We start from the raw sequence: 7,713 nt of genomic DNA on the forward strand, positions 1-7,713 counted from the left end.
CTACATTCATTTTTTTATTTGGACTTACTGGATTTTCTGGTACCTTTACACTTTCTATTATTTTTACATTACCATTTGGTATAAGTTCTTTAGATGATCTTATAAATTCATTTGTAACTGAATTCACTACATCTCTAGCTAATATTTTATCCGCACTTGTATAACTAATTTCTAAGATTTGTGTATCTGCTCTTGGAGCGACTGTTAAACTATTAAGTATATTTTCTGATTTTAAGTTTAAGTTCTCTGAATTAGTTGCTCTTTCAATTAAATCATTAGTTTGTATTATCTCTGCATATGTCTTTAATAGTTTTTGATACATTTGAACATCATTAGTATTGTAGTTCTGATCCTGTCCCTGATTTTTTTCTTTTCCTATAAATACTTTGGTACTTGCCGTATATTTAGGTGAAATTATAAAAAAACTTATAATTATAGAAAGTATAGTTGTAATTAGTGTTACTAAAAATATCATTCTCCATCTTTTTCTTATTATGTTTATTATGTCTTCAATATTTATAAATACTTCATTCATATATTTAAAGTCTCCATTATCAATATATTTTTCAACTTAATATTTTAAGTAAATATAGTTTTAGTAATTTGTTTACCTTTCATTCATTTTTTTATTATAATGTTTATCACTTGTTAAGCATTAATGGAATTATATTAGAAATAAATACTACTTCAAAATTAATGGATTGCTTTATGTATATAATTACACAACATGAAAATTGCACTTATGCGTATAACCTACCTAAATAGAGGTAATGCATAGCATAAGTGCAATTTGGGATTTGGGTATATATACTCTAAAATATATTCTACACCAGAAAGAAAGAGAACCTCTTCTTTAAGCTGGTTATCATATAAGTATAAATTTATTTCATTGAATAATTAAGTTTTACATATTTTGAATAAAGCTTACTTGGAACAATTTCTTTATAAATATTCTTTAGTCCTTCATAAATAAATGAATCGTCCAGGTCAATAATACATAAACACATAATAGTGTAATTTACATTGAATAATGTACATGAAACAGTGGTAATTCGCATTCCATTTTTCTTATAGAAATCTATTCTTCTTTTACGAGTTATTTTTTCAGCTTCATCAAAAGCACATTCAACATTTTCCACTTCTACTATGATTCCATTATAGTTTTTACAGTTTTCCTTTAAAATATTTAAAAATTTACTTCCAATTCCCTTATTTCTATATTCTTCACATACTGAATAATAATCAATCAATACATATGATTTTGAAGTAGCTAGAAATGCATAAGCTAATAATTTTTCATTGTTGTACAAACCATAACATATATAGATTTTTCTCTTAATTAGCTTTTGTATTACGTCAATTGGTTTTAATTCTTCAGCTGGGAAGTCAATTATCATATACTTACTATATATATTCTCAATATCTTCATTACTTAATTGTTTTAAATTCATTTTTGTTCATCCTATCTAGTTATATACACTATATTCTCGTTATTTTGTTTTTTATGATTATTCTGCAATTATTTCATTCATATGCCTTAATATTGAACTTCATATCCTGAAATCAGTAATTTCACAACAGCATTATAGCTTTTGATGCCCTCTTCCTGACCACCCATTTTTAATACTTTATCATATACCTTATCATAGGTCTTTGATATTCCACCCCTATACTTATCCCAATATAATGAATCATTTTTTAATTCCATTTTTACATTATTAGAAAGTTCATTATTTATTTTTTTAAAAGCGTCTAAATTAGAATTATATAAATCATTCATACAATAAGAATACGCCATTAAATATCCACTATATTGATACTCATAATTTTTAGAATTAATACATGCTAAAAAACTTATATAATTTGCTTCATCTTCATTATTGAATCCTCTTATATGACTCAATTCATGGCAAATTGTACTTGGAATATTCCATTTTGGCATTTGATTATTATAATTGGCTTCTAATGTAAAAGTTGTTTCTCCCTCTAATAATTGATAAGACATTAATTTTGAAAAAATATATGGTTTAGGACGTGGATAAAAACCTTGTAAACACGGATAAATTTGTCCTAAATTTTTCATATTGCTTATTCCGTCTTCTTTTACATTATTATCTACTTTTAAAAATCCATTTTCATCTTTTTTTATCTTTCCATCTAATTCATTAAGTTTATCTTTAAAAATATCACAAAGTTCAATCAACTTTTTTTCAGAGCTATTTTCAACTTTTAGGCCTGTCAATGTAACAAAATCTGATCTAAAAGAATTTACTCCCAGATCTATCATATTCAAAAATATAAATACTGATATATAAATAAGAAGATTAGTTGTAGACCTTATTACGATTTCCTTAAATGAAAGTTTTTTAGTTAAACCTAAATATATATACATTATTATCTTAATAAAAATAAATATTACAAATCCACATAATATTATCTCATATACTGAAAAAGGAATTAAAGAAAGCCCTCTTGAAACAGTATTAACTAATGTTATATAAATATATTTATAGTATAAATTTGAAAATCCATATATATATCGTGACATAGCAAATAAAAGAAAACTAACTCCAAGCAGGACTCCACTTATTTTCAACTTATTTTTACACGATAATTTCTTTTCCCTTTTCTCTAACTTGCCCATATTCGTCTTAGCCTTTCATTTTAAAATCATACTCCAAAAATTTCAGACTATGTTAATTTTGATTATTATCACAAATATAATTGTATCATATATATTGTAATAATTTACTTATTAATTAAGTTAAAAGCATTATTTCAAAACAAAATTAATTTCCCAGTCTAATAAATATCGTAATAAAATATGACCTCCTGAATGTTTATGTAAACACTTAGGAGGTCATTTCAGGGTTGTGTTCATCTGAGAGAACATAAAAGTAAAACCTTTATTTGCTTTGAAATAAATATAATCAATCTATGTTCTATCCATACTATTTATCATAGTACTAACTAAATCATCTATGGATATGTTTTCTAATCCTTTTGGCATTTTAAAATTAGGATCATTTAAATCTCCACCCATTTTTGTAATAACTTGCTTTGCTTTTTCTTCATTTTTACTATCTGTATTTACAATAACCTTATAGTTTATATCTACAATTTCTTCAAATCCACCCATGCCGCTTACCATTGGGCTTGCAGCCGCCAGTGGTCCAAGCTTTGGATCACCTAATGGATCATCGCTTGTAAGTACATAACTTGCTAAACTATTTGTGCTGCTTGCAGTACCTGGAGTATTTCGTCCGGGATTATTGTTTCCTGTGTAATGATCATTCAAATCTGCTACAGCATCGTTTATGCCTACTTTTTTTAATGCTTCTACTGCTTCATTTGCAGCTTTAATTCCACTGAAGTAACTTTCTATCTTCATAAATATACCGCCTTCTTTGGTTAATTAGTTCAAAAGTATTTTTTCACTATTCTGCAATTAATATTCTTAAATATAATTGGTTTTTATAATTTAAAAAGCATAAATGTATTACAGTTACAATTTTTATTATTTATATTGTAGCTTTCCAAGAATCTAAATATTCTTCTAATATTTTGTGAAGTGCTTCACCAATTTTTGAATAAGCTTCATCATTAAGATTTGCTAGAGATATTCTGATAGACCACTCGGGACCTTGGAAACCACCACCACTTAATAATACTATAGATGATTCTTCAGCTAATCTATATAGAACATCTACTGGCTTATATTTTTTTCGCAGATACTCTCCAAATTCATTTCCATAATAGCAGATGGCCCATTCTAACAAGTCAAATTCTGTGTAGTAGGCAGCATCATATGGATCCTTCCTTAAATCTAAACCTAACCCTTTGAATAGAAGCTTTTGCCTACGTCTGCAAATATCCTTTGTCTGCTTCTTATATATATTTTCCTTATCAAGCAGAGCAAAAGCACAGAAAAAAGCCATTTGAACCTGTTGAGGTGTTGATAAACCTGCTGTATGGTTAAGAGCAACTTGACGGCTATCTGCTACTATTCTATCTATAAAGACTATATCATCAGGATGAATTGAAAGTGCTCCATAGCGCTGTCTAAGCTCAATCTTTTTTTCCTCCGACAGTTCTTTTAGTAATTTATCAAAAATATTGTCTTCTTGAAGTACTATAGTTCCGAGTCTCCAACCCGTTACCCCAAAATATTTTGAAAAGGAATAAACACCTATTGTATTATAAGGTAAATCAGCCATCAATGAACGAAAGTTGTCAACAAAAGTGCTATATACATCATCAGAAATAATCATTAGATTTGGATTACAACTTTCTACTATATGTACTAATTGTTTAACACAATCAGGTTTAATTGCAACGGAAGGAGGATTGCTAGGATTAACAACAAACAGAGCCTTTATGCTAGAATCCTTAATTTTATTTAGCTCACTTTCAGGATATTGCCAAGTATGGGTTCCATCACTTGTTAGCTCTATTGCATTAATATACACAACTTCAAAATTATATCGAGGCAAATGTGGTATTTCAAGATAAGGTGTAAAAACGGGAACCATTAGTGCTATTTTATCTCCTGGTATTAACAATTCATTAGCTATTAGACTATCGAATATATAGCACATTGCTGCAGTAGCTCCCTCAACAGCAAAAATATTAAATCTACCAGCAGGAGGTTTGTTATAGCAAAGCTCTTGAACAAGATATTCATGAACAATGCTTTCAATATGAACTAGCATTCTATCTGGTACTGGATAATTATCGCCAATAATTGCATCAGCCAGCTCAATTACCCAACTATCAGCATCAAAGTCTTGACGTTTAATTCCATAGTCAATTATATTTGTTAAGAGCGTTGTTCCCGGCATATCCTTATGTTTATCCAAATATGCATAGAGCCGCTCAGCTATTCCCTCTTTTCTTGGCATACCAGCCAAATCACCCTCATTCCAAACTCTTCTTGTTTCTTCTACTGCAAACATACCAAGAGTAAAAAAAGCTTCCCTCGGTGTTGCTGCTATCCAATTTGGATTTCCTCTTCCTGCATCCAATAGTGTATGAGCACTCTTTTCTTTTTGCCCTTGTGCTAAGTTAATTAATTTGTTTTTAAATTCAAAGGGGCTAATCTTACCATAAATTTTTTCTATTTCTTGTCGTTGAACATTATTAATATCCATAAATAGTACTCCTTATTAAAACAATGTAAATATTATTTATATTGTTTGTTAAGATTTAATAATTTATTCGTATTGAGTACTAATATGTGAAATAGACTACTCATTGGGTAATTGAATTTTTAGTAGTGACTGTCACCTTTGTGAGGGAGGTCACCACCAAGCTCACGCTATCCAACCTACAGATAGTTAATAATAAATAATCTCCGAAATTATTTATTATTCTCAAAAGCACCAAAGACAATAGGTTTATAGTTATAAACCATAAGCTTACCTTTGCATATAACAGAATGAATTTTTAAATTCTCGTCTAACAGAATTATATCTGAACTAGCTCCCTCAGTTAGATTACCTTTTCCATTTAATTTAAGCAATTTAGCAGGTGAAGAAGTAAATGGAATAAGAGCTAACTCCATAGGTATTCCAGCTTTAATGCAACTTTGTAAAATTTCAATATTGGAACTTGGTGATCCGACTCCAAATTTTGTTAAGTTACCATTTCTATCAAATATCGGAGAGCTACCACCAGAATCTGAACTCATTGTAATTTGATAAGGTGAAATATTGTGTTTTAATAGCTCTTGAAACGCATCTACAGGGTGCACTTCATCGTTTCCTTCTGGTCTTATACTTGTAGTGATATCTATAAATCCCCCATCCATTACATACTCAATTGCTTGTTTAAAAACTAAAGAATTTCTATTTATATGGGTAGGTAAAATATTACTATAAGGTATTTCCGAATTTTTTCTTATATAAAATAATGGATTTATTCCATTTTTACCGTCTCCAACATGAACATGAAGTATTCCACATTTACTAGAAAGCATACCGCCTAGTCGTGCCTCTGTAGCTAAATGAATTAAATCTTGATCTGAGGGATGACTTGATCTGTGATCAGAAATTGCAATTTCTCCTATACCTATTATTTTATCTACTAATATAATGTCACCCCTAGCACTATCCGTAATTGTTCTGGTTGGTACTGCATAGGATCCAGTCCAAACATAAGTGTTTAATCCCTCTAGTTCTAAACTTCTTGCTTTTGCAATAAGATTCCCCATACTTCTTGTAGTACCATCGGTGCCGAGTAAACCAATACAGGTTGTAACTCCATTTGTAGTAAGTTGTGTAAGCATGAGCTCTGGTGCTCTACTAATAAATCCTCCTTCTCCCCCTCCTCCAGTTATATGAACATGTAAATCAATAATTCCTGGAATGGCTTTTAACTTTGAGCCATCTATAATCTCAGTTTCTGGAAAATTACTAGCTGGTAAATCTATTTTTTCTGAAATGTATGCAATTTTATCAAAAGTTGTCAAGATATCCTTCTTACCAATATGTTCTGGACTATATGTATCAATATTTTTAATTAAAATCATTAAAATCACCTCTTAGAAATAGTATGAGTAAAAAATTCAATTCTTATAATAAATCTTTTAAAACTCTTCAGAATAATTTACTAAGTATATTTTCACACAAAATAATAAAACTAATACTGATATGGATGCCTTAAATTATGAGTAGAAGACCTTTAGTTCTAAAAGCAAAAAAAGAACTTGAAAAATTAAGAAATGAATTTGCAAATGAAATTGTCATAGAATTTAATGATAACTATGAGGGAAATAGAACATCAAGATTAAATGGACATATTGGCGGTGCGATTGGTGGATTAATGACTAAGAAGATGGTAGAAGCATTTGAAAAGAATTTAATTGATAAGTAATTTTGTTATAATATAGCAATACCAATGGATAAAACACTTTCATCCTTGAATTTTAAACGCGACTTGTGCAGTTTAAACAGAAGTCGCTTCATAAGGCATAAATCTTTTATTTTCTGTAGCATCACAATTTGAACATTTTTTTATATTTTCCATAATTTCTTCATAACTATAATCTTTTCGATTAATATTAATGAATTTTATTTTACCCTTAATTGTTTTTTCAGCTTAAATTTTCGCCCCACAATGAGGACAATATTTAAATTTTCGATCTATTTTTTTCCTACAATTTGCGCATATATTTTCTTCATAATAATTATTGTTATAATTATCAGTATGCATTTCTTGTAAATCCCAGTAACTTATTTCTACATTTTCTCCATGTTCAATAGTTTTCCCTTTGTCCTTTGGAATGATGTATACCGACTTACATTGATCACATACCACATAATATTTTTCATTCCATTTAAAAATTGGAATAAAAAAGAAGTGAAAAAAATCAAAATTTTTAATTAGTTTTCCGCTAACTGTCTTATTACATTTTTTGCAACTTATATTGTTTAAAATTTTTATTTCTTTATCTTTATTTTCTATTCCTAATACACCTATAAAAAACATAATTTGATTAACCTCTATTCTTTTTATCAAAATTTCTTTTTGTTTGGCTATGATATAATATTTCTAATATATATGTTTTAATAAAGTTTCTACATTCTAATGCAAAGCCTGTCTATTATTTGTGTAGGAACTTTATTTATATTTTCAATGAAGTTCCCTATAACCGCTTTTACCTTAAATATACTTTCAAAGAATACATTATTTATAATTGATGATTTTAACCAT

8 protein-coding genes are annotated in these 7,713 nt (G+C 28.5%); 1 reads left to right on the plus strand and 7 read right to left on the minus strand.

The genetic code is table 11. From position 1 onward, the window contains the following. The 6 genes from LLF98_RS09480 to iadA all read right to left on the minus strand — a co-directional run. On the minus strand, window positions 1–535 hold a 535-nt coding region (locus LLF98_RS09480; RefSeq protein WP_291702959.1), incomplete at its 3' end, for a Wzz/FepE/Etk N-terminal domain-containing protein. Between the two features lie 346 nt (window positions 536–881). After that, window positions 882–1,451 (minus strand): GNAT family N-acetyltransferase, encoded by a 570-nt coding sequence (locus tag LLF98_RS09485; RefSeq protein ID WP_291702961.1) that lies wholly within the window; start codon window positions 1,449–1,451, stop codon window positions 882–884. Window positions 1,452–1,537: 86 nt separating this feature from the next. After that, window positions 1,538–2,644: a DUF3810 domain-containing protein gene (locus tag LLF98_RS09490; protein WP_291702963.1), complete on the minus strand. Its 1,107-nt coding sequence runs from the start codon at window positions 2,642–2,644 to the stop codon at window positions 1,538–1,540. Window positions 2,645–2,935: 291 nt separating this feature from the next. After that, on the minus strand, window positions 2,936–3,391 hold the full coding sequence (locus LLF98_RS09495; protein ID WP_291702964.1) for a hypothetical protein: 456 nt from the start codon (window positions 3,389–3,391) through the stop codon (window positions 2,936–2,938). A gap of 130 nt (window positions 3,392–3,521) precedes the next feature. Further along, a complete protein-coding gene (gene aspD, locus LLF98_RS09500; protein ID WP_291702966.1) occupies window positions 3,522–5,150 on the minus strand; it encodes an aspartate 4-decarboxylase in 1,629 nt (542 codons plus the stop codon). A gap of 209 nt (window positions 5,151–5,359) precedes the next feature. After that, window positions 5,360–6,529 (minus strand): beta-aspartyl-peptidase, encoded by a 1,170-nt coding sequence (gene iadA, locus LLF98_RS09505; RefSeq protein ID WP_291702967.1) that lies wholly within the window; start codon window positions 6,527–6,529, stop codon window positions 5,360–5,362. A 137-nt stretch (window positions 6,530–6,666) separates the two neighbouring features. Between iadA and LLF98_RS09510 the strand changes: the two genes are divergently transcribed. After that, entirely contained in the window at window positions 6,667–6,873 is a 207-nt protein-coding gene (locus LLF98_RS09510; protein WP_291702968.1) for an alpha/beta-type small acid-soluble spore protein, read from the plus strand. A 225-nt stretch (window positions 6,874–7,098) separates the two neighbouring features. Here the strand turns inward: LLF98_RS09510 and LLF98_RS09515 are convergent, their stop codons facing one another. Beyond that, window positions 7,099–7,488 carry a zinc-ribbon domain-containing protein gene (locus LLF98_RS09515; protein WP_291702969.1) on the minus strand — a complete coding sequence of 130 codons (390 nt, stop codon included), beginning with the start codon at window positions 7,486–7,488 and terminating at the stop codon, window positions 7,099–7,101. Between the last annotated feature and the right edge of the window lie 225 nt (window positions 7,489–7,713).

Source organism: Clostridium sp., assembly GCF_021372645.1.
In the GTDB taxonomy this organism is placed as follows: domain Bacteria; phylum Bacillota; class Clostridia; order Clostridiales; family Clostridiaceae; genus Clostridium.